This is a genomic window from Mesorhizobium escarrei, from assembly GCF_935825525.1.
Taxonomy (GTDB): Bacteria; Pseudomonadota; Alphaproteobacteria; order Rhizobiales; family Rhizobiaceae; genus Mesorhizobium; species Mesorhizobium escarrei.
This window is the reverse complement of sequence record NZ_CAKXZT010000002.1, coordinates 3488-24897: the sequence shown is the minus strand read 5'-3', so window position 1 is coordinate 24897 and position 21410 is coordinate 3488. Positions and strand designations below refer to the sequence as shown.

Sequence of the window (21410 nt, the reverse complement as noted above, 5' to 3'; positions counted from 1 at the left end):
AGACCCTGGCCCGCGATGGCCAAGTGAAGAGAATAGGCGCTGCGTCGGTTCCCGAGTCGTGGACGATCTGAGCGAAACGAAACACGGCGTCGGCATATGAGTTGTTGTAGCCGTGCACGAAAATGAGCACCTGTCGCTTTGCGTTTCGGTTCTTGCGGAACCAATCGAAGACCTGCCTTTCCGTTGCGACTTTTTCGACCCCGACCATGGCAGGGATCAGGGGGAAGGCGTGAAGGCCACTGGATCTGACCGATCTTTCGGTTTCGATCCGGAGGTATGGTGACAGTGACGCTGTCCAACGAGATCGCCGTTCCGCGCTCGCCTGAATAAAGTCGGCCAGCGTCCTTTGACGGTTTGCGTGTCGTGGCGACCAGTAGGTTAACGCGCGTGACCTCGCCGGCGGTGACTGCGGGAGGTTCGAGCACGTTCTCCGCTCGGGTCGCGCAGCCGTTTGCGAACAAGCAAAGGGTCAGCAGGATCGGGAGCACCCAATGAAGGCTTCCTCGATGCCCCGGCTGACAACGACGTGATTGAAAAGTTAAAGCACAAGTTGGCATGCCCTGTTTCGGGAAAAGCACGGCGAGCCGAACACCACGAGCTGGAGCCAGTCGACCGGCCTCGTGAAGCGTCCGGCGGAAAGGTTTCGCCGAACCGCCGTGCTCAAGGCGGACGGGAGATTCGCCAGGCGTGCGAGGACGGCTGTTCGAGGTGGCGGAGGCCGGAATAGCATCGATATCTCTCGGTTTACCGATCCGCGGTCGGTTGCCCGCGACCTCGTTTGCAAACACTGTTGTACATATAGTCAAATTGACTATATAGTCAATATGAATCTCGCAGCGGGTTGCGAGCCTCGGCCTTACAGGACGTTCCCGGCAGCGATGGTCGTAAACCGCGCAACAGCGATCGCCTGGCGCTGACCGCCAGCATCATGGCCACCACGACATCCAGCTTGGGCAACTGATGACCTGCCTGTCGTCCGCATCCATGTCGCTTGTTGAGGAAGCGCAAGCCCGCGGCGGCCATGTCGGGACTTGCTATCTCGCGGCCAGCGAAGGAGTTCTGTGCGGGCGTCAGATTGTCGAACAAGGCAAAATTCTGATGGACCGTCTCGATGCGGGCAAATCGGGCATCCGCCGGCGACCGAGCCAGCCCCCTAGTCGCTGTCACGAACAACGAGTTCCAGCGGCCAGACCTCGCGGATGATCTTTGCGCCCTCCGGCCCCGCGAGGGCCGGCATAGACTCTAAGAGCATTTCCGCGAGCCGCTGGCCTAGCGGCTCCAGAGCGGGCCGAAAGCTGGTCAACCTCGGCGAATAGTAACGGCATAGCGCTGTATCGACGATGACAACGACAGCGATGTCCTTGCCGGGCTGCAAGCCCATCTCGACCAGCGCCCTGCAGCCGCCGAGCGCCATCGCATCATTGTTGAAGATGATCGCGGTCGGCACGTCTTTTGACTGCATCAGTTTTGGCGTTACTTCATAGCCGCCGGACTCGTTGATGAAACCGGCCGCGATCATGCTAGGGTCGAAATCGATGCCGTGGCTTTTTAGCGCCTTGCGATAGCCAGCAATGAACAAATAGCCGAAGTTCAGGTTGAGCAACGGCCGCACCGCGGCAATACGCCGATGGCCGCGCGCAACGAGGCGATCGACCGCGTCGGAGCCTGCCTTCTCGAAATCGAGATCGAGAGACGGGTAGGATCGGCCACCGGACTGGCTGCGGCCGAGCGTAGCGAAAGGGAAGCCAACCTCAGTCAAATAGTCGATGCGCTCGTCCTCGCGGCGGGTCCAGGCGAGCACGACGGCGTCGGCGCGGCGCGCCTCGACAAGCCGGCGCAGACGCTCGTGCTGGTAGTCCCCCGGTCCGCCCATCACCACCATCAGGTCGATGCCGTGCTCAGCGAGCTTGGCCTGCAAACCTGTTAGGAACGGAATGAAGAACGGCTCGCCATACTGCTGGTCGCCCGGATGCGGCTGCAACATGAAGGCAATCGACTGGGTGGCCCCGCGGCGAAGATTGCGGCCCGACTGGTTCGGGGAGTAGTTCAACTTGCGCGCGGCATCGAGCACGCGCTGGCGAGTTTCAGCGTTGACATCTGCCCGGCCGTTCAGCGCGCGTGAAACCGTGCCGATAGAAATGTTCAGGTGCCGCGCAAGATCGTGAATGCTGGACGCCAAAGGCAAATCTCCCCGGGTTCCGGCTAGCGTTCGCGAACGTTCCGGCCAAGTCGATTTTGCGAACTCGCAAAAACCCGGTTGACATCCTACCGCACGAGGTGTGTTGTCGTAAACGTTTACGGAAAACTTTACGCAAAACCGTGAATGCCGGCCATGGAGGGGCCGCGCGGGAGGAGCACTGGGATGATCAATGTCGTCCTGGTCGGCTGCGGAGCCATGAGCAAAACTTGGCTCGATGCCGCCAGACAGGTTCCCGGTATTGCAGTGGTCGGCTTGGTCGATCTCAATGCCGACCGGGCGAAGGCGCGGGCGCGTGAATAGAGCTCAACGGCGTCGCCATCGGCACGAACCTCGACGCCGTCCTTGATCAGACCAAGCCGCTCGCCGTGTTTGACGTGGTCGTTCCCGCGGCGCGCCGCGAGGTCGCGTTCTCCGCGCTCGCGCATCATTGCCATCTCTTGACCGAAAAACCGCTCGCCGATACCCCGGCCAACGCACGCGCCATCGTCAAGCGTGCCCGGCAGGCAGGCCGCGTTCACGCCGTCGTGCAGAACCGCCGCTACGTCGCAAATGTTCGGCGCATCCGGCGCTTTCTCGATTCCGGCGCGATCGGCGCGCCGACCAGCATTCACGCCGACTTCTTCGTCGCGCCGCATTTCGGCGGCTTCCGCGAGGAGATGCGTCATGTGCTCCTGCTCGCATGGCGGTCCATACCTTTGACGCCGCGCGCTACATGGTGAACGGCGATCCGAAGCGCGTCTTCTGCCTCGAATGGGAACCTGCCAACTCTTGGTACACGCAGGGCTCGTCCGCAACCGCCGTATTCGAGTTCGGCGGCGGCAAAGTCTTCACCTATTGCGGCAGCTGGTGCGCCGACGGGTTCCGCAGCAGCTGGGAGGCCGGCTGGCGCATCATCGGGGATCGCGGCAGCCTCATCTGGGACGGTTTTGACGAGCTGCAGGCAGAGGCTGCGCGCCCGGTTCGCGAAGGCCTCTTCGACCGGGTCGAGCCAATCGCCGTGCCGCCGCTCGACGAGAGCGACCGCATTGGGGGCCATCTCGGTGTCATCCAGGATTTCGTACGCGCCGTGGAAAGCGGCACCGATCCGGAGACGCGCGGCGCTCCTGACCCCAAGATTCGTAGTTAGAAAACTACGTCCCGGGAGGCAGAGCGCGGTACTGCGATACTGGCTTCTGCGTAAACGCGTTCAACTTTATTGTCCACGACCACGTTAATCGACAAGGCACCGCAACTGTCCCGGTAATCCGCCCATTGCCAAGGAAACACTGCATGTCAGTTGCCCGCTTTGGGTTGACGGGCAAATCTGGGGTGAAAGCCGAACGGCGGCGATTGTGATCCCAACGGTTGTGGCCATTCTAGCCGTCGGCTTCTGGTATCGCGTCGAATTCGCGCGCCTGTTACCTGCCACACTTCGACCATTCTCATCGTATCGAGGTGCTTGTTTGGTCAATCCCGCTGTCCCAGGTCAGCCGATGAACTTTGCGCTGTCAAGCAACGTGTTTGACGCCTGACGTGCCGCGTCGGTCCCGCCCCGATCCAAGCGGACCTGTCGTCTATGAGAAACTTGCCTGTCTCGATCAGGCACATCTCTCTGCGTTCCTGCCTACACCTTGGTATCGCATCACAGACGATGTGTATCGCATCGCAGACGTTGGGTAGAATAGATTTGCGGCCCGGATCGGGGCAGTTTCTTCTTCGCAAGCCATCACGGTCATCGAGTGTCGCTCGCTCCTTCGCTCGCCCCTCCCCAATGCGACCGTGCAGGTCGACCCGATGATCGTGATGGTGAGCCCGATGTTCAAAGGCACGCACTATGGATGGATACGATGAGCAAGGATGGACTTTTTTCCGTTGGCGGAGCCCGTTGCGACGTCTACTTGGCTGGCTTAGACGCCGCAGTTGCAGCCGGACGGCCTCTCGCTGCTTCGGCCACGAGCCGAAAGCAAAACTTTCCCGCCTCCGGGACGCCGCACGGCATCGCAGCCACGCACCAGGATCAGGTGAACGCCGACCTGCTCGCCTTCATCTCAAACCACGATCACGCGTCGTCAGCAATTCCGTGGATGAGCCAATGACAATCTTTGGCAACCTTTCGCGCGGCTTGAACCGCATGCCAAACGTTGTGCGCTCGCGTAGCCGAGCGGTGGCCCGAGTGTTTGTTCTGTCGGCTTATGTCTCGGATTGTAGAGCCGAATCACTGCGCTATCGAGCTAGCGCGCTGGCATAGGCGCGGAACACACGCTGCCGTGCCGTACGAATGGCCACGGCCTTCCCCGGTCATTTCACTCACGAAATCGACGGCACGCCCAGAGAGAGAGTCCCCAGTCGACCAACGTGGCGCAACTTGCCCCGAATGACCCGGTTGGAACGGATTGTGTGCATGCTCAATTTGGCGGCTCACGTCTCGCCGTACCTCCCCTCCTCTAGAAACTCCTGCACGGTCCGTTTGACCTCGTCAGATGGAGGGGCCACACCATTTGCCAGCGCCCTTGCTGAGGAGTGAGCCGACCGGTGGTTGACCTGCATCGAGTACTAGCCGCCTACCACAGTAACTAGCTGAGCGTTTTGAGAACCCTGATCTGCTCCAGGGCAACTCTGAGCAGTTTGGGCGCGAGATCGCGCGTCATCTCACGCAGTTCGGCTTCGAGCTTGGCCCGCTCCTGTGAGGGCCGGAACGCTTGCTCGTCTTCGAAATTGGGGTGCAGGAGATGCAGGCGTGGCCGAGAAGCCGTCAATCACCGAAACATTGCGACGAACCTCTGACCAACTGAAGAGGATCCGGAAAGCCGTCGCCAATGGCAATCACGTCGACCAGATGCAAGAGGTCGATGCCCTGGTGGGCCTCGCCAAAGAAATGGCCGACCGGCAACTGGCCGGGTTAGAAAGCCCGGCAGATGGAAACGATGGCTCTGTGCAAGACCGTGACGATGCACCTTGTATCGCGAAAGCATGCAGCGTTCAGGCATGCCTGAGGACGTCATAGGGGCGACGGAGCCCTATGTCTGGGAATCCGAAGCGGACGGAACGCTGAAGAAAGCGCGGCCCTACACCCCGGAGTACCGTCACGAGGTCGAAGGCGACATTGCCGAGGCTTCGGTGGAATTCATAGAACGCGCATCCAAGACAACGCAGCCGTTCTTTCTTTATGTGGGGTGGACCCACACCCACTATCCGACGCTCCCGGCGCAGGAATTCCAGGGAAAGTCACGGATAGGAGCCTATGGCGACGCGGTGATGGAGCTTGATTTCCGCACCGGCCAGGTGCTCGACGCGATCAAGGCTGCCGGAAACGAGGATAATACGATCGTGATTTGGGTCTCCGCAACGCGGCGGCTCCGACAGCCGGCCCGTTCGACTCGCGCTACGGCTTCAACGGCCCCTTCCGCGGCGAGCTCGGCGACGCGCTGGAAGGGTCGGTCCGCACGGTGGGCATGATCAAATGGCCAGGCCGCATCGCGCCTCGCGTCAGCAACGAAATGGTGTCGGTGCATGACTTCCTGCCGACGCTGTCAAGCATCATCGGCGCAAAGCTTCCGACGGACCGGCCGATCGACGGCGCGTGCTTCACCGGCAGCCAGGAGAAATCCAGCCGGGACAGCCTGATCACTTTCGTTGGCGACGAGATCGCGGGCGTGCGGTGGCGGGCCTTTCCCTGTATCCGAAGCAATTCGGGATGGCAGGCGGAAACCCGTCGATGACCAGCCTCGCCGGCAACCGCATGAAGATGAACGGCTTTCCGGCGATCTACAACATCGAGGCCGATCCGCGCGAGGAGGTCAATGTCGTCGGCACGGCTGCATGGGTCATCGGCCCATATCTGAGGATAATCGGCGACTATCAGAAAACGCTGGCGCATACGCAGGCACAACGCCAGAATGAAGGCCGCGGCGAGGAGCAGGGCGCGACTAGTTCCCAGTTAATCCGGTAGATCATCGATCGTCTGCCGACATATCCGCGCCATTGCCTGCACAACCGCCAAGGCTGCCATTGTGCGTTTCGTTCTGCCTCCGTTGCGATAGTTGCCGTTCCGCTTGCCTTCAGGTGCGCCACCGGCCGCACCGTGCATGCGACAGACTGCGCTGCCCCTCACCGCTGGCGATCGACACTGGCAACCCGTCCGCTTCGACCGAGCATGACACCGAGGCGCTAGGTTCATGAGGTTGACGTTATTTTTTTCCGTCACCCTGCCCCCCATTGAGCACGACAGCGAAAGTGTTGTCGCGCCGTCGCACTGTCTCCTTGATCGCGAGCTGGAGCTATCACCCACAAGCGGCGCGCTCGCCCATGTACTCGAAGCGAACGAGATTGGAGCAATTCGGCTTCGCCGTTCTCTCGAAGCACTGCGCTTGGACCGGCAGCGGTCGCCGAATTCGCCAAAGCGCTGCGCAGTTGTTGAACTCACGCCGCTGCAAAATTCATATTGACTATATGGTCGTTATGACCTAATAGTTCAATATTGGCAGTGCTTGTTAAGGCAACTCACGTGCTGGCCGTTCCGGACGGCCTTGACCTTCACCCACTCGCTACAATCCCGCCCACCTCCCTCAAAAGGCGGCCAAGCCTATTCGAAAAGGAAATTTCCGCATGTCTTCCATCCTTCTTCTGACCTCCAGCCCGCGCGCCGAGTCTCTCTCAACGACGATTGCCGCCGATCTTGCTGAGAAGATCAAGAACCAGCATCCAGGCAGCGTTGTCGTCCGCCGCAACCTCGTCGCCAATCCGCTGCCGCATATCGATGACCTCTTCACCGCCGCAATCCGCAAGCCGGCCGAAGCTCGCACCGCCCAAGAAGCCGAAGCCGTGAAGACCTCGGATGCGCTGGTCGACGAGCTGCTCGCCGCGGATACGCTGGTTATCGGCACCGGTCTCATCAACTTCAACATTTATTCGTCTCTGAAATCATGGATCGACAACGTCGCCCGCGCCGGCCGTACATTCAGGTACACCGAAAACGGTCCGGTTGGCCTCGCCACCGTCAAGAAGGTTTATATCGTTCTTGCCTCCGGAGGCGTCTACTCGCAGGGCCCGGCCGCCAGCTTGAACCACGCGGTTCCTTACCTCAAGGCAGTTTTCGGCTTCCTAGGCATCACCGACATCGAAACGATCTATGTCGAAGGTCTCGCCTTCGGGCCTGAAGCTGCAGAGAAGGCGATCGGAGCCGCCAAGGCCCGCGCCGAAGAGCTCGCTCTGGCCGCCTAAAAGGCATGGGGTGTGCGGTTGATGAAGCCATCGTCGCTGTCGCTCGCAAGATCGCCTAGAAGCTAGCGCTCCCTAGGACCGTGCGGCACGCCGGTGCTATCAACGATCAATAGCCCGCCGCCCCCGCGTCTCGATTTCTCGCGCGCCAGCCCAGAGTGCAGGTCTTTACTGAAGCTTTGCAGCAGCTCCGAGGACGCAGCGAATTTCGTGTGCTGCAACGGGTCACCACTCTGAAGCAAGCTCATGTCGAATACGCGCACCCCTGCCTGTTCGAGGATTGGAATGATACGGGGGTCATCGATTACGAAGGCACCGACCCGATCGACATTGCCGGCTATTAGCTTTGAGACCGCAAGCGCCTTATCGTCGCGGGAGATCAGAACAGTGATGGGGGGAGACCTTTTTCCAATCGATATGATCTGCGTTCGAAACACGTCGATATCGATATCGGGCGAGGCGAGCACAACCTCACCAAGTTTGCCGTTAAACTCGAGGTCGTTTTTAAATTTGGCTTGCCGTAAGACCTCGGCCGTCAACCAGCCTCCCATTGAATGAGCAACCAGGTGGATCTTCTTGACAGACTGGATCTTAGCAACACTTCGGATCAAACGCTCAAGGTGGTCCCGCGAGAACATCGAGCTTTCGCGATCGCGACCGTACCCAAGGATTTTGCCTTCTGAAGGCCAGGAGAATACTATCGCAGCGCCTGCGAATCCGGTGTCATGAACAAGCTGGGTGAAGCGAAAAATCGCCTCCTGGTAAAGTGTGTTATAGCCATGGATGAAAATTACCGCTTCGCCATCGCGGCTTGCTCCGGCGACGCCTTTGGCAAATTGATCTTCCGTTAAATAAGTTCGCGCCAAGACGGAGAAGTGACGTTCCGGATCGGCAACCCCCGTCGGCCATTCGATTGCGCCTACTTTGTGACTGGGCGGGATCGACATTTGATATCTTTGGTAGTTTAGGGCGAGACTACGATCCGAAGCGGCTCCGAATTCGCCCATTTCACCCGTCAGATTCCTTGAGGTAGCGGTAAAGAGTTCGACGCGCCGTGTATCGCTTGCATCGGTCGCAACAGGGGTGAGCACACTCGCTGCAGGACGGAGTGCGCAGCCATCCAGCGCAATCGCCACAAGCAGGCAGGAAAGCAATCGAAATTCCATCGGTGCCTCAACCCAACTAATGGACGATACATTACCTGCCACGATAACTTTGTGCTAGGCTCCAGACCCAATCAGCGCTGACTGAGACCGAGAGCTCGAAGCGTCGCATCGAGCGCCTGGCCGGTCGTTCCGGGTCGGGGACCTCGCTCAATAATTCCGCGCGTTACCTCAAGCCATATTCCAATTGCGATGTCGGCTGCCAACTCTACGTCGCGCACGCTCACTCGGCCCTGGGCAATCGCTTCCTCGATGTCCGCCTTGAGATTCGCGCGGACTCCCATGCCGAACTCAATGGGTGATTGCGAGCTCTGAATGACCAGGCGGGCCCAGTCTGTGTCCGCACTCGCTTTCTCCAGGAATTTTATGAACGCGAAAGAGAGGCGATCGACCGGATCCGGCCGCTCGAGCCTGGCAGGCGTCAGCAACTCATCAAAGCTCTGACTGAGTCCGGCACCCACCGCAGCGGCCAGCTCTCCGATGCTCTTGAAGTGATAGTAGAAGGTCCCCTTGGCAACGCCCGCAGCCTCAACGACAGCATCCACCGTGATCGCCTCGTTCGTACGCCCCCCAAGGAGCGTCGCCCCTGCCTCCACGATCTGCGCACGCGTTCGCGCCCGCTTCTCACGCCCTATCTCCGCCCTGCGCGCCAAATCGACTTTTGCCATTAGTCATGCCTTTTTTGCTTTGCACCATTATGCAATTCTCATATTGACGATATAGTCGTTTTGACATAATAGTGCAAATTGAAATTGAAGCCGGTCCCCATGCGGACGGCGAAGGGCCGCGAGGTCACGCTCGGTGAGAAGGAAAGCATTCGATGAACTTTCAGCCCCAGAAGGATTTCCGGACGGCAGAACGGCGTCTCCCTTTCGAATGCATTGCGTTCCCAAGAAGCTCGCAAGTCCGACTCTTCGGACCGAAACCGACACTCTGGTGGGCACGCTCGACTACGGCCCGGTCCGCGTCGCGACTGGTACCATGGGCTACAAGCACCGAGCCGCCGACCTCGCGAGCGTAAAGGCCTCGCTCGCCGAACCGAACTTCCTCCTCAAAATCATTCCGCATGTCGACGGCACGCCGCGCATCTGCGAGCTCGTGGAATATCACTTGGAGGACGTCGAGCTCAGAGGTGCGTGGACTGGTCCGGCAGCCCTGAACCTTTGGTCCCACGCCCTGGCCCCAGTCGCCGAGCTGCCGGTGCTGGAAGTCGTTTCGGCGGTTCACATCGTCGCCGATCTCACGCTCGCGCTCGGGAAGGTCGTCCACGACTACCTCGCGGAAGCCGAGCCTCACTATCGGAAAGGAAGAATCCATGAACTTGCAGAATGAGATCTTATCGAAGCACGCCGACGGAGCCGCGGGCCGGCTCCTCAACAAGGTCGCAGTGATCACCGGAGCCGCGAGCGGCATCGGCAAGGAGATTGCGCTCAGCTTCGCCCGCGAGGGAGCAAAGGTGGTCATCGCGGATCTTGATCAGCACGCGGCCCAAAAGGCGGCATCCGAGATCGATCCGATGGGCGAACGCGCGCTCGGGGTTGGCATGGATGTCAGCAACGAGGAGCAGGTGGAAAGAGGAATGGCGCAGGCGATCGAAACCTTCGGTCGCCTCGACGTCCTGGTCAGCAACGCCGGCGTCCAGATCGTGGCGCCGCTTGTCGACTTCGATTTCGACAAATGGAAAAAGATGCTTTCCATCCACCTGGACGGCGCCTTCCTGACGACCCGTGCCGCCTTGCGTCAGATGTACAGCCAGAAGAGTGGCAGCATCATCTACATGGGATCCGTGCATTCCAAGGAGGCGTCGCCGCTCAAGGCTCCCTACGTCACCGCCAAGCACGGCCTCGTTGGCCTGGCGAAAGTCGTGGCGAAGGACGGCGTCCGCGCCAACGTGATCTGCCCCGGCTTTGTGCGCACGCCGCTGGTCGACAAACAGATTCCAGAGCAGGCGCGCGAGCTTGGGATCTCCGAGGCGGACGTGATCAAGGCCGTGATGTTGAAGGAGACGGTCGACGGCGAGTTCACGACCGTCCAGGACGTTGCGGAAGCAGCGCTGTTCCTGGCAGCCTTCCCATCGAACGCGCTGACTGGCCAGTCGATGGTGGTCAGCCATGGATGGTTCATGCAGTAGAGGCCCAGAGAATCGCTTCTCTGTGTCAAAAGGCTAGAGCCGTATACCTCAGAATAATAGCGATCGGACTTCCCACCGAGTAACAACATTTGGCAGGGAAGAATATCCCTGAACTGCCTTGGAGAGAAGCGTGCGGTACACGTCCTCGCAATCCAATGATCGAAGACTAGAAGAGCCCGTTGCTCCCTTTTCGGCGGCCGAACCGCCCCTGTGTCTCTCGTCCATAGCGCACGATTTCAACAGTCTGCTGACGCCGGTCCTGACCATTCTCGAAGAGCTGCAAGCCCGCCGCGCCGGCACATCCAGGCAGCTTAGGAAGCTCGACGGTGCGATATACTGCGCATTTCGTGCCAAGATACTTGCTCGAGAACTTCTCGACTTTACGAATCCGCGGCAGGCAAGGCCGGAACCGGTTGACATTCTCCAGCTGATCTCGCTCTTGGAGGCGGCACTTGAAAGTGTTCTGCCATCAAGCATCAGCCTCGAAGTTGATATCCACAATAGCCTTCCGCTGGCTTTTGTCGACCAGCCTTTCGTGGAGCGCGCTCTCCTCAATCTTGTCCTCAATGCGCGCGACGCAATGCCTGAGGGTGGCGAAATCACCATTGCGGCAGCGTCGGAGTTGCCGCCTGTCAGCCAGGCTGGACCGCGTAAGCTGATGATCCGCCTTTCGGTCGCAAATCGGGGCATCTCTCCAGAAGCGCCAAGTATGGTGGGACATCCACACTTCTCGACCCAGACCAATAGGACCAGTCTCGTTTTGGCGATCGTCAAACAACTCATGGAGAGCTTGGAGGGTGGGCTCACACTGACCAACACTGCTCGTCAGGGCACGACAGTGGACCTGTGGTTGCCAGCAATCTCGGCCTGCTCGGCCGACTGAGCTGTTGGCGAGAGGAAAGGACCTATCGCGATGGAACTCCGCGTTCTGCTCACACAGTGCTTCTCCGCCATTCACGACTTCGTGACGCCGCGATATCGACCGGAACTTCACTATATGCGTGGCCCTGGCCCGGCATATGAACGGCGCGCAGTGCTGGACGAATCTCGACGAGTGCTGCCGGTCCTACGCAACCCGCGCCTTCGGGGCCGCAATTTCCGCAACCTACTGATCTTGCAGGCGGTCACTTGACGCCCCGGCGAGCGTTGGCCAGCAGCCCGAGGGAATCGCGCGCCCGACCAAGCGGTCAGCGTTGGTTAGCAGGGTCCTCCAGATTACCGCAATATACAAAGGTATGGGTCTGGCAACTACCGCGACATGAGCGACGAACAACAATATAATAGAAAATCCGTGTACGTCTGTAACGTATGTGTGTTGTGGTGATATCGCGTTCATGCCTAATGCCACATAATTGCGTTAGCACGTCGACAGAAGAAGGTCTGGCGATGATATGCATAAATTGTGATCTTGTATTCCACGGACGTCATACCAGATACTACTTCTGTTCGCAGATATGCTGGGAAGACGCCAAAACAACCACATCATGGAGAATTCTGTCGGATGATTTCGGTTCTCTATCGCCTCCGGTCAGGCTCACTACTTCCGCTCATTTTCCTCGGCCTGCATAGCCAAGTCAGCGCACACGATGCCCCGACCGGGTGGAAGTACCCGTGGGCATGCTGCAGCAATATGGATTGCCAGCAGGTCCAGTCCTCGGCGGTTATCGAGAAGCCCCAGGGTTACGTCATCCAATCCACCGGTGAGGTGGTCGGTTACCGAGACAAGCGCATAAAGGACTCGCCCGACGGCGACTACCATTGGTGCGCGCACCAGGCTGGTCTCGATGCGGGCCACACGATCTGCCTCTTCGTGCCGTCCAGAGGCTCGTGAAACCACAAACGCAGTCGGGATACCGACACGACACGCCTCCATGACGAGGATTGTCAATGCGCCGGAAAGCATGATGAATACCGGCTTTACTTTGATTGCAACCGTCTTGCCAGCCACCTTCGCCGTGATCACTCCCATGGCGGCGAAAGCCGAAAGAAAAATGGCCATGAAGATCACAGCGATTCCCCTCTCACGCCCGCAGTTGCATTCGCGCTCCGGTCTAACAACGCGCCTGCCCGATTTCGTCGAGCTCACAAAACCGCGCGTCATGTTGCTTGCCGTGTTCACTGCACTCGTTGGACTGATGATTGCACCGGTTCACCTCGATCCACTCGTTGCGTCCATTGCAATTCTCAGTATCGCCGCTGGAGCTGGCGCCGCCGGGGTGCTCAACATGTGGTATGACGCCAATATCGATGCCGTGATGACTCGTACGGCCAGGCGTCCAATTCCTCGCGGCACGGTCTCGCGCGGAGAAGCGTTGGTATTCGGATCCGTCCTTGCCTGCGGCTCCGTCACCGTTCTTGGTCTAGTGGTCAACGTTACAGCGGCAGCGTTGCTTGCCTTCACGATCTTCGTCTACGTCGTTGTATATACGGTCTGGCTGAAGCGGCATACGCCACAGAACATCGTCATCGGCGGCGCCGCCGGCGCGCTTCCGCCGGTGATTGGCTGGGCCGCCGCTACCGGAGACATCGGGCTAGAGCCGCTCATTCTCTTCCTGATCATCTTCCTGTGGACGCCGCCTCACTTCTGGGCGCTCTCGCTCAATCGAGCGGAGGAATATGGCCGCGCGGGCGTTCCTATGCTCCCGGTCGTTGTGGGAAGAGCCGCCACAACGCGTCAGATCCTCGTCTACAGTGTTCTCCTGGTACCGATCTCACTGCTGCCGTGGGCGCTCGGGTTTGCCGGCATGATCTACGGCACGGCTGCTCTCGTCTGCGGAGCGATCTTCATTGTACTCGCGTTGCGACTGCGGCGGAGCAGGGAAACCGATCGGCGAGTCGCTTATCGCCTGTTCGGGTTTTCCATTTTCTACCTGTTCGTGCTGTTCGCGGCTCTCTTGATCAACAGCGGCGGCGACCGATGGTCGCCAATGCGCTCCGTGCCTGGTGTTCCCACCGCCGCCGGGCCGGTAGGCGCTGAAGTCGTACCACACCCTGCGAGAACCGCGCGCATTTCTAACAGCATCAGCGCAGACGAGGCTTGATATGCGATCCTGTGTACTCGCCGTTTTCTTGATGAGCGTCGCGATACTCGGCGGCTGTTCCGAAGGCGTCCTGGATCCGAAAGGACCCATTGCCTCCGCCGAACGGCAAATTCTGTTCAACTCGACCGGCATTATGCTGGCGATCGTGATTCCGACGATCCTCGCCACGCTGGGTGTCGCCTATTGGTTTCGCTCTTCGAACAGTCGTGCTCGCTACCTGCCCGATTTCGAGTACTCCGGCCGACTCGAGTTGCTTGTCTGGTCGATCCCTATCATGACGGTGATCCTGGTTGGCGGCGTCGCCTGGGTCGGCTCACACGACCTCGATCCGCGCAAGCCGATTGCCTCCATGGTGAAGCCCGTCACCGTCCAGGTCGTCTCGCTCGACTGGAAATGGCTGTTCATCTATCCCGACCAGGGCATCGCGAGCGTCAATCAATTGACCGTCCCGGTCGGCACGCCGGTCAGCTTCGAGCTCACCTCCTCGGGCGTGATGAACAGCTTCTGGGTGCCGCAGCTCGGCGGCCAGATTTACACCATGGCAGGGATGACGACGCGGCTTCACCTGCAGGCCGATCATGCGGGAACGTACCGCGGGGCGGCGGCCAACTACAGCGGTGCCGGCTTTGCCGATATGCGCTTTAACGTTGATGCGGTGCCGGCCGAGAAGTTTGCGCTGTGGGTGGATGCGGCGCGCAACGCCGGTCCAGTGCTCGACGCGCAGGCATATGCCGATCTGGCCAAACCGAGCAAAGCGGTTACGCCTTTCACCTATCGTTCCGTCGCTCCCGACCTGTTCAACGGCATCTTGAGCTCCGGCATGCAGGCGGACGCTGCATCGCGGCACACGCATCAGCCATCGCAAGAGGTCCAAAAATGAACTTTCTCGGCAAGCTCAGCTGGGACGCAGTCCCACTGCATGAGCCAATCATCATGGGCACGTCGGCCGTCGTGGTCCTGGCCATTGTGTTCATTCTTGGGTGGATCGTGATCAAGGGATATTTGCCCTATTTGTGGCGCGAGTGGATCACGTCGGTCGACCATAAACGTATCGGTGTCATGTACATCGTGCTGGCGCTGCTCATGCTGCTGCGCGGCTTCGCCGACGGGATCATGATGCGCTCGCAGCAGGCCGTCGCGGCTGGGGGTGCCCAAGGGTATCTCCCGCCGGAGCATTTCGATCAGATTTTCTCCGCGCACGGCACCATCATGATCTTCTTCGTGGCGATGCCGCTCGTGATCGGGCTGATGAACTTTGCGGTGCCGTTGCAACTCGGCGTCCGCGACGTCGCCTTCCCGACACTGAACTCCGTCAGCTTTTGGCTGACCGCCTCGGGCGTACTTTTGACCAACATCTCGTTGGCGGTCGGCGAGTTCTCCAAAGCGGGCTGGGTGGCCTATCCTCCGCTGAGCGGGCTGCAATTCTCGCCGGGTGTCGGGGTCGACTACTATCTCTGGGCGCTGCAGATCTCCGGCATCGGTACCTTGCTGTCGGGAATAAATTTCGTCACCACGATTCTCAAAATGCGCGCGCCTGGAATGGGCCTGATGCACATGCCCGTGTTCTGCTGGACGGCGCTCGCCTCGAACCTCCTCATTGTCGCGGCCTTTCCGGTCCTCACCGTAACCTTCGCAATGCTGCTGCTCGATCGCTATCTCGACTTTCATTTCTTCACGATCGATGCCGGCGGCAACCCGATGATGTACGTCAATCTGTTCTGGGTCTGGGGCCACCCGGAGGTCTACATCCTTGTCCTGCCGGCGTTCGGCATCTATTCGGAGGTGAGCGCGACCTTCTCCGGAAAGCCGCTGTTCGGCTACCGCTCGATGGTCGCTGCGACGATGACGATCAGCATTCTCGCCTACACAGTCTGGCTGCACCACTTCTTCACCATGGGCGCCAGCGCGAACATCAACGCCTTCTTCGGCGTCATGAGCATGATCATCGCGGTGCCGACGGGCGTGAAGATTTTCAACTGGCTGTTCACGATGTACGGCGGGCGCGTGCGATTCACGGTGCCGGTCCTATGGACAATCGGCTTCATGGTGACGTTCGTCCTCGGCGGCTTGACCGGCGTGCTGCTGGCCGTGCCCCCCATCGACTTCCAGATGCACAACAGCCTCTTCCTGGTCGCCCATTTCCATCACGTCATCATCCCCGGCGTCGTGTTCGGCGCCTTCGCCGGCTACCACTATTGGTTCCCCAAGGCATTCGGCTTCACGCTCGACGAACGCTGGGGCAGGCGCTCGTTCTGGTGCTGGTTCATCGGCTTCCATCTCGCTTTCATGCCGCTCTATGTGGTGGGCCTGATGGGGATGACCCGGCGCATGCAGCATTACGACAATCTGGACTGGCAACCGTGGCTCATGGTGGCGGGGATTGGTGCGGTCGTCATTCTGGCAGGGATCGTCTGCCAGGTCGTGCAACTCGTTGTCTCGATCCGCGACCGCGAGCAGAACCGCGATCTGACGGGGGATCCGTGGAACGGCCGCACGCTGGAATGGTCCACGGCCTCGCCGCCGCCGGCCTGGAACTTCGCCGTCCTGCCGTATGCCGCCGAGACCGACACCTTCTGGAACAGGAAGCAACGCGCGCGCGGGAAACGTGATGAGCGGGCGCAGGAGCGCGAGTACGATCCCATCGAAATGCCGAAGAACAGCCCGACCGGTTTCGTCACCGCGTTTTTTGCCGTCGTCACCGGCTTTGCGCTGATCTGGCACATCTGGTGGATGGCGGGTCTGGGAGCGTTCGGCGCACTCGTGACCTTCCTTGTCTTCGCGTTTCGCCATGAAGACGAGATCGAAATACCAGCTGAGCAAATTGCCCGGTTCGATCGGGCTCACCCGGTGGGGGTTGTGATATGAACTTCGCTCCTACAATCGAAGCCGTCCATCATGGCGCACTGCTGAGTGCAAGCGAAGCTGGGCCCGCTCCCAAGCGGCTCGTCGTCGCCTACGGCTTCTGGATCTTCCTGCTAAGCGACATCGTAATGTTCGCGGCATTCTTTGCGGGCTACGCAGTGCTCGTGCGGGCGACTGCGGGCGGTCCGACCGGAGCCGAGCTGTTCGATCAAACCAACGTGGCAATCGAAACCGCTTGTCTTCTTGCGTCAAGCTTCACGTGCGGGCTGATGTCATTGGCGGCAAATACGCGAAACCGCGTTCGTACATACTTCTTTGCTTTAGTCACCTTCGTCCTCGGCGCGGCGTTCCTTGCTCTCGAGATCCGCGAGTTCGGCGACATGATCGCCATCGGCGCGACCCCGCACCGCAGCGCATTTCTGTCCGCCTTCTTCGCGCTTGTGGGCTGCCACGGGCTGCACGTTGCTGCCGGCCTAGTCTGGTTGGTAGTGATGATGGCCCAGATCGCAACCCGGGGCTTTCGCCCTGCCGTGGAGCGCCGCCTGCTCTGCTTTTCCCTTTTCTGGCACGCGCTCGACATCATCTGGGTCGGGCTGTTCACGGTCGTTTATCTGATGGGAGTCAGTCCATGACGGAAGCACAGTATGGTCGCGCACCCGGCGACAACTCGAGCGACCCGGTGGAAGCGTGGGAGCCGTCCGGACTGCTCGTCTACACTATCGGACTACTTCTGGCGGTGCTTCTCACAACCACGTCTTTCTGGGTCGCCAACACCTCGCTGCTCTGGGCGCCAGGCATCGCCCTCGGCCTTGCCGTCCTGGCGATCGCGCAGATGGGAGTTCACCTGGTGTTCTTCCTTCATATCACCACCGGGCCGGACAACACCAACAACGTGCTGGCGCTGGCGTTTGGCGTGCTCATCGTATTCCTGGTCATCGCCGGATCGCTATGGATCATGGCCGATTTGAACGAGATGATGCCGCCGGCCGAGCTGATGGACCTGCATATGCAGCATTGACCGGCGGTGGTGCTGTCAGACCAATTCGAACCAGTCTGAGTTCGCCAAGAATTTGTGAAGTCTAGGCCGAGCCGAGTTGGCGCCACTCGGCGAGAGCGGCGGCCCGTTTAAGCTTGAAATTGCAGCGGGTGTAGAGATGGCGTTCCTGGTTAAAGTGGTTATGGACGGACGAATGGACAGCGGCGAATTTCTGCAAACATCGCATCTGCCGGAAGCGCTGCATGGCTCGTTCTCGTCGTCGGAATGGTAGGTGTGAATTCTCCGCTCGATTGTTCATCCAGCGCCCGGTTTGCTGGCGATCGGCAGTTCCAATTTCCTTCAGGGGCCGCGCCGTAGGACCTTAGCTTGTCCGTCACGATGGTCTTCGGAGAACCATTTCGTTTCATTGATTTCTTGAGGAATTTCAGTGCTGCCCTGCGATCCCGCCTCTTTGAAACAAAGGCTTCGAGTATCTCCCCTTCGGGCTCTGTCAGAAGAAACTCGCTTGAGGACGGGAGCGCGTCAGCCCATCGTAGGAGGATGACCAAACCCCGCCCGTTCCGCTATTTCAAGACATCTCCCGAGATCATCCGCCTGGCGGTTATGCTATATGTCCGGTTTCCACTTTCGTTGCGAAACGTCGAGGACCTGCTGCACGAGTGCGGCATCGACGTCAGCCACGAGTCGATCCGGTTCCGGTGGAACCGGTTTGGCCCGATGTTCGCGGCCGAGCTCCGACGCAAGCGGGCGAAGCGGATGCGTTTCTTGCCGCAATGGCAGTGGCATCTTGATGGGGTTTTCGTGAAGATCAACGGTGAGACCCATTACCTCTGGCGCGCTGTTGACCACGAAGGCGAGGTCCTCGAAGCCTTTGTCTCAAAAAGGCGGGACCGCAAGGCTGCGCTGAAATTTCTGCGGAAAACGATGAAAAGGTTTGGCCGACCGAAGGTGATTGTTACGGACAAACTCCGGTCGTATGGCGCCGCGATGAAGGAGCTCGGAAACGCGAAAACCCATGAGAACAGCCGCTGGCTGAACAATCGGGCAGAGAACTCACACCAGCCGTTCCGGCGACGAGAAAGAGCCATGCTTCGTTTCCGGCAAATGAAAAGTCTGCAGAAATTCGCAGCCGTCCACTCGTCCGTCCATAACCACTTCAACAAGGAACGCCATCTCTACAGCCGCCGCAACTTCAAGCATAACCGCGCCACCGCTCTCGCCGAGTGGCGCCAACTCGGCGCCGCCTGAAATTCCGTTCTCTCTGGGAGACTGAATCGGTTCGCTTTAATCTGACAATGTCGCTATTTGCGCTGCGAAACAGTCTCTGCAGAGGCTGACCTGTCGCTGCAGTGGTCCGCTTCCTAACCATTTCGGGCGAAGGACGGTCATTGTTGACAGACCGCGTCAACGCCATTCCTGACTCCCGAGCCCGGCTCCGCACGCCGCCAATTCAGACCTAGGTATATGTTACCCCTACGCATATTGTATGCGGCTCAACCTCCGCACAATAGATCAGTTTCAGCTCTGGGACTATTGTTGCCTACAAAACGAAAGAAACCTAGGGGACAAGAAAGAGAAACGCCATGACCGCGCCAATCCACACCACGTCAATGCACGCTTTATTGAACGCTATCGGTCAGCAGCTGACTGACGAGTATTTGCCGACCGTGCGAAAGCCGCTGCCAAGCGAGCTCAAAGATCTGGTTGCTCAGCTCGTTGCGCTCGAAGCTAGTTGGCGAGGATCAACCGGGCCCGGCCGCAACGATCGGGCTGAGATGAAGAGGTGTTCGTATGAGCCAACTACCGAACGAACAATTCGCCCGCCGGCTGCTCGAAAAGATAGCCGAGGCGATCACCGAGATTGAGGTGAGCAACAGCTTCACCCTGGCCACGGCAGGCCAACTGATCACCATTGAGGACGCCATCTGGCCCGAGACGCGGGTCGCCGTATGGCAGTTCATCGAGACGGTCTGGGAGGCCCGTCGAGGAAGCTAAGGCCTTCCAGATGATTTGCGCCTTCAACCGGCTGGTCATGATCGGGGGCCCGCCGGCCGGCGCGTTGCTCCCACGGCGTGTCGCAGCCTGAGCCACGCCGGCATGGCCGGGCTCGCAGGCCGTTCTCCCGCATCAGCCGTTCGATGCGATGCAGGCCGCAGATCAACCCTTCTGCCAGGACATCGTACCAGACCCGGCGTGTGCCGTAGGTGCGGTCGCTGCTCTTGAAGCTCCTGTCGACATCGACAAGGAGAGCCTCGTCGTATCGGGAGAGGGTGCTGGGGCTCCGGATGAGCCCGGCATGGAAGCCGGAACGGGACACATCCAGCGCACTGCACAGCCATGCCACCGGCCAGATGTTCCGGTGCTTCTAGGCCGCGGCCTTTTTTAGGATGTCGCGCTCCGCCTTCAGCTTCGCTACTTCGCGTCGCAGCCGCTCGACCTCAAGCTGCTCAGGCTTCATCTGGCCATGGCCGGGAAACGCATGCTGCGGGTCGGCCGACAAATCCCGCATCCATTTGCGCAACACATTCTCGTGGAGATCGAGATCCCGCGACGCCTGGGCGACGGCAACACCCCGTTCCTTGACCAGTCTCGCAGCTTCAAGCTTGAACTCGCGGCTGAACTTTCTTCTCTGCATTGGAAAACTCCGGTTCCATCTTCAACACCTTAACGCGGTGTCCATGGAGCCGGCAGCAGGCCAAATGATTTGAGCGCGGCGCCAAAGGGGCGGAACTTCTGCCATGCTTGCCTTAATTCGATGTCTGGTAAGAGCAGCATTGCTGCCTGGCAGCCTTTGGCGATAGCGGACTGGCGGCAGTGTGAGATGCAAGTGAGCGGACATTCAGCTCTGCGCAGGCTGTCCTCAGCTGACCCAATCCGGTCGTTCGCGATGCGGGATCGAAAGCCGAAAGCGGACATTTCGCCTATCTGGAGATCTTGACCCGCTGCGGACGCCTGTCCTCAGCCCTTCCGGGCGGGAAGCTGACAACGGCCTGGAAGCGGGAGACTTCGAAAGAACCTACCATTGCGCATCTTTCCGCACGCTGGACAATTGGAGCGGGCTCCAAGTCGCGATCTTTGTAGTCCCTTCCTCGCGCCGGATCGCGCCATCCCCGCACGGTCTAACCGCTATCTCGGGGTTCGCAAACTCGGCCTTAACGGCAGGATATCGTCGCGGTCGATCAAAAGCCGGACGCATGCACCGGAAACACGCTGCTCCTGGGACACCGTGTCGTAGAACGTCTGTGCCGACGCCGTTCTGCTTGGGCGCTGGATCAGAGAGCGAAAGGCGAGCGAGTGCCCCCTGTTTTATACGTTAACCTCGATGGCATAACGAACTCGACAAATACGAAACGCTCAGTTTGCTGCGGGCTTCTTAGGAGCCGGGTATCGCCGCCAAACATTTCGAAGACGGTTTGGTTTCGGGTCTGCTAGGCAACCTCCAAACCGGTTGGAATGGCCCTCATGATTTCAACGACAGAAAACGCCGCCGTATTAGCGTCAAAGTCCATCGGACTCACGGTTACGCCCCCGAACAGCGCTAGGAGCCATGTCCGCAGGTTTTAGGCACTCTCGGGGGTGAGGGGCGAGCTATTGTCATTTCGGCTCGAATGGGAACTGCCGAAATGCGTGCCGTGCTGGTCCATCGCCCGGCCGCAAGCGAGGGGGTACGGGGGATTTGCGGGCGCGTCTTATCTGGATGGTTCATGCAGAAGGCGGGTCAGAGAAGCGCGTTTGGCGGCGAGAGACACAGACTTCTTTGGAGGCGTTCGGCCGAGGCTGTAGGCGCGGCCTTCTTGAGGCCGTACGTCGATCCCGGCTA

The 21410-nt window shown here is 59.7% G+C and carries 24 protein-coding genes and 4 pseudogenes; 20 read left to right on the top strand and 8 right to left on the bottom strand.

Annotated elements, in window-relative coordinates; translation table 11 throughout:
- The 3 genes from NMG80_RS00995 to NMG80_RS00985 form a co-directional block, all read right to left on the bottom strand.
- Positions 1-208, bottom strand: a 208-nt coding sequence (locus tag NMG80_RS00995) for an alpha/beta hydrolase (RefSeq protein ID WP_254016398.1), incomplete at its 3' end; no start/stop codon positions are given.
- 611 nt (positions 209-819) lie between these two features.
- Entirely contained in the window at positions 820-1086 is a 267-nt protein-coding gene (locus NMG80_RS00990; RefSeq protein ID WP_254016397.1) for a hypothetical protein, read from the bottom strand.
- A 67-nt stretch (positions 1087-1153) separates the two neighbouring features.
- Positions 1154-2179 (bottom strand): LacI family DNA-binding transcriptional regulator, encoded by a 1026-nt coding sequence (locus NMG80_RS00985; protein WP_254016396.1) that lies wholly within the window; start codon positions 2177-2179, stop codon positions 1154-1156.
- Between the two features lie 183 nt (positions 2180-2362).
- Between NMG80_RS00985 and NMG80_RS37650 the strand changes: the two genes are divergently transcribed.
- The 9 genes and pseudogenes from NMG80_RS37650 (at position 2363) to NMG80_RS00950 (ending at position 7399) form a co-directional block, all read left to right on the top strand.
- Positions 2363-2500: a hypothetical protein gene (locus NMG80_RS37650; protein WP_436798511.1), complete on the top strand. Its 138-nt coding sequence runs from the start codon at positions 2363-2365 to the stop codon at positions 2498-2500.
- Between the two features lie 65 nt (positions 2501-2565).
- Positions 2566-2664, top strand: a pseudogene (locus NMG80_RS37645) (hypothetical protein); the annotation flags it as partial.
- A complete protein-coding gene (locus NMG80_RS00980; protein ID WP_436798510.1) occupies positions 2628-3326 on the top strand; it encodes a Gfo/Idh/MocA family protein in 699 nt (232 codons plus the stop codon). The pseudogene NMG80_RS37645 and the gene NMG80_RS00980, both read left to right, overlap by 37 nt.
- A 700-nt stretch (positions 3327-4026) precedes the next feature.
- Positions 4027-4275: a hypothetical protein gene (locus NMG80_RS00975; RefSeq protein ID WP_254016395.1), complete on the top strand. Its 249-nt coding sequence runs from the start codon at positions 4027-4029 to the stop codon at positions 4273-4275.
- Positions 4276-4916: 641 nt separating this feature from the next.
- A complete protein-coding gene (locus NMG80_RS00970; RefSeq protein WP_254016394.1) occupies positions 4917-5183 on the top strand; it encodes a hypothetical protein in 267 nt (88 codons plus the stop codon).
- Positions 5165-5635: a sulfatase-like hydrolase/transferase gene (locus NMG80_RS00965; protein WP_254016393.1), complete on the top strand. Its 471-nt coding sequence runs from the start codon at positions 5165-5167 to the stop codon at positions 5633-5635. Before NMG80_RS00970 ends, NMG80_RS00965 begins: the two co-directional genes overlap by 19 nt.
- A complete protein-coding gene (locus NMG80_RS00960; RefSeq protein WP_367185898.1) occupies positions 5632-5898 on the top strand; it encodes a hypothetical protein in 267 nt (88 codons plus the stop codon). The genes NMG80_RS00965 and NMG80_RS00960 overlap by 4 nt, the downstream gene beginning before the upstream one ends.
- Positions 5895-6128: a hypothetical protein gene (locus tag NMG80_RS00955; RefSeq protein ID WP_254016392.1), complete on the top strand. Its 234-nt coding sequence runs from the start codon at positions 5895-5897 to the stop codon at positions 6126-6128. The genes NMG80_RS00960 and NMG80_RS00955 overlap by 4 nt, the downstream gene beginning before the upstream one ends.
- Before the next feature lie 656 nt (positions 6129-6784).
- Complete coding sequence (locus tag NMG80_RS00950) at positions 6785-7399, top strand: FMN-dependent NADH-azoreductase (RefSeq protein ID WP_254016391.1); 615 nt, start codon at positions 6785-6787, stop codon at positions 7397-7399.
- 62 nt (positions 7400-7461) lie between these two features.
- On the opposite strand, the gene NMG80_RS00945 is transcribed toward NMG80_RS00950, so the two are convergent.
- Together NMG80_RS00945 and NMG80_RS00940 are read right to left on the bottom strand one after the other, a co-directional pair.
- Entirely contained in the window at positions 7462-8562 is a 1101-nt protein-coding gene (locus tag NMG80_RS00945; RefSeq protein ID WP_254016390.1) for an alpha/beta hydrolase, read from the bottom strand.
- Between the two features lie 71 nt (positions 8563-8633).
- The gene (locus NMG80_RS00940; protein WP_254016389.1) at positions 8634-9227 is read right to left on the bottom strand and encodes a TetR/AcrR family transcriptional regulator; all 594 of its coding nucleotides are present in this window, start codon (positions 9225-9227) and stop codon (positions 8634-8636) included.
- A gap of 220 nt (positions 9228-9447) precedes the next feature.
- Here NMG80_RS00940 and NMG80_RS00935 point away from each other — a divergent pair.
- The 9 genes and pseudogenes from NMG80_RS00935 to cyoD all read left to right on the top strand — a co-directional run.
- Positions 9448-9891, top strand: a pseudogene (locus NMG80_RS00935) (acetoacetate decarboxylase); the annotation flags it as partial.
- Positions 9875-10690, top strand: a complete 816-nt coding sequence (locus tag NMG80_RS00930) for a 3-hydroxybutyrate dehydrogenase (protein ID WP_254016388.1) — start codon at positions 9875-9877, stop codon at positions 10688-10690. The pseudogene NMG80_RS00935 and the gene NMG80_RS00930, both read left to right, overlap by 17 nt.
- 130 nt (positions 10691-10820) lie before the next feature.
- On the top strand, positions 10821-11573 hold the full coding sequence (locus tag NMG80_RS00925; RefSeq protein ID WP_254016387.1) for an ATP-binding protein: 753 nt from the start codon (positions 10821-10823) through the stop codon (positions 11571-11573).
- Positions 11574-12191: 618 nt separating this feature from the next.
- A complete protein-coding gene (locus NMG80_RS00920) occupies positions 12192-12521 on the top strand; it encodes a hypothetical protein (RefSeq protein ID WP_254016386.1) in 330 nt (109 codons plus the stop codon).
- Between the two features lie 166 nt (positions 12522-12687).
- Positions 12688-13731, top strand: coding sequence for a heme o synthase (locus tag NMG80_RS00915; protein ID WP_254016399.1), 1044 nt, complete (start codon positions 12688-12690; stop codon positions 13729-13731).
- A 1-nt stretch (position 13732) separates the two neighbouring features.
- On the top strand, positions 13733-14611 hold the full coding sequence (gene cyoA / locus NMG80_RS00910; protein ID WP_367185897.1) for a ubiquinol oxidase subunit II: 879 nt from the start codon (positions 13733-13735) through the stop codon (positions 14609-14611).
- Positions 14608-16596, top strand: coding sequence for a cytochrome o ubiquinol oxidase subunit I (gene cyoB, locus NMG80_RS00905; protein WP_254016384.1), 1989 nt, complete (start codon positions 14608-14610; stop codon positions 16594-16596). Before cyoA ends, cyoB begins: the two co-directional genes overlap by 4 nt.
- Positions 16593-17225, top strand: a complete 633-nt coding sequence (cyoC, locus tag NMG80_RS00900; protein WP_254016383.1) for a cytochrome o ubiquinol oxidase subunit III — start codon at positions 16593-16595, stop codon at positions 17223-17225. The genes cyoB and cyoC overlap by 4 nt, the downstream gene beginning before the upstream one ends.
- A complete protein-coding gene (gene cyoD, locus NMG80_RS00895; protein WP_254016382.1) occupies positions 17222-17611 on the top strand; it encodes a cytochrome o ubiquinol oxidase subunit IV in 390 nt (129 codons plus the stop codon). The genes cyoC and cyoD overlap by 4 nt, the downstream gene beginning before the upstream one ends.
- 61 nt (positions 17612-17672) lie before the next feature.
- Here the strand turns inward: cyoD and NMG80_RS00890 are convergent, their stop codons facing one another.
- Entirely contained in the window at positions 17673-17888 is a 216-nt protein-coding gene (locus NMG80_RS00890) for a transposase (RefSeq protein WP_254016381.1), read from the bottom strand.
- A gap of 106 nt (positions 17889-17994) precedes the next feature.
- Positions 17995-18138 (bottom strand): annotated as a pseudogene (locus NMG80_RS00885) (hypothetical protein); the annotation flags it as partial.
- Between NMG80_RS00885 and NMG80_RS00880 the strand changes: the two are divergent.
- Positions 18131-18838, top strand: a complete 708-nt coding sequence (locus tag NMG80_RS00880) for an IS6 family transposase (protein ID WP_254016380.1) — start codon at positions 18131-18133, stop codon at positions 18836-18838. The pseudogene NMG80_RS00885 and the gene NMG80_RS00880 sit on opposite strands and share 8 nt — an antisense overlap.
- Before the next feature lie 543 nt (positions 18839-19381).
- Positions 19382-19585, top strand: a complete 204-nt coding sequence (locus tag NMG80_RS00875) for a hypothetical protein (RefSeq protein ID WP_254016379.1) — start codon at positions 19382-19384, stop codon at positions 19583-19585.
- Positions 19586-19676: 91 nt separating this feature from the next.
- Here NMG80_RS00875 and NMG80_RS00870 read toward each other — a convergent pair.
- Positions 19677-20225, bottom strand: a pseudogene (locus NMG80_RS00870) (transposase); the annotation flags it as partial.
- Positions 20226-21410 lie beyond the last annotated feature (1185 nt).